Genomic DNA, 237 nt, shown 5'->3' with positions numbered 1-237 from the left:
TCCACCAGTCGGCGGGCACCGGCGCCGACACCACGTTGTGGCCCTCGCCCGCCAGCTGCCCTTGCAGGTCGCTACGGTTGACGGCGGATTTGTCCGGCAGCGTGTAATCCGGCCCAACCACTTGGCAGGCTGACAGCAACAACCCCAGCGCAGCGGTTGCCAGACGCTGCTTCATGGCTTGTCTCCGTCTTTGACCTGATCGCCGATGATCGACACCGTGGCCGTGCGCCCGGCGAT

At 66.2% G+C, this 237-nt stretch carries 1 pseudogene; it reads right to left on the bottom strand.

Annotation, left to right across the window (positions count from 1 at the left end):
- Positions 1 to 175 (bottom strand): annotated as a pseudogene (locus AC0IYH_RS33890) (TolC family protein); the annotation flags it as partial.
- Between the last annotated feature and the right edge of the window lie 62 nt (positions 176 to 237).

This window comes from Pseudomonas sp. AC463, assembly GCF_979253585.1.
The sequence above is the reverse complement of the archived record's forward strand: the minus strand, read 5'-3'. Positions and strand labels throughout refer to the sequence as shown.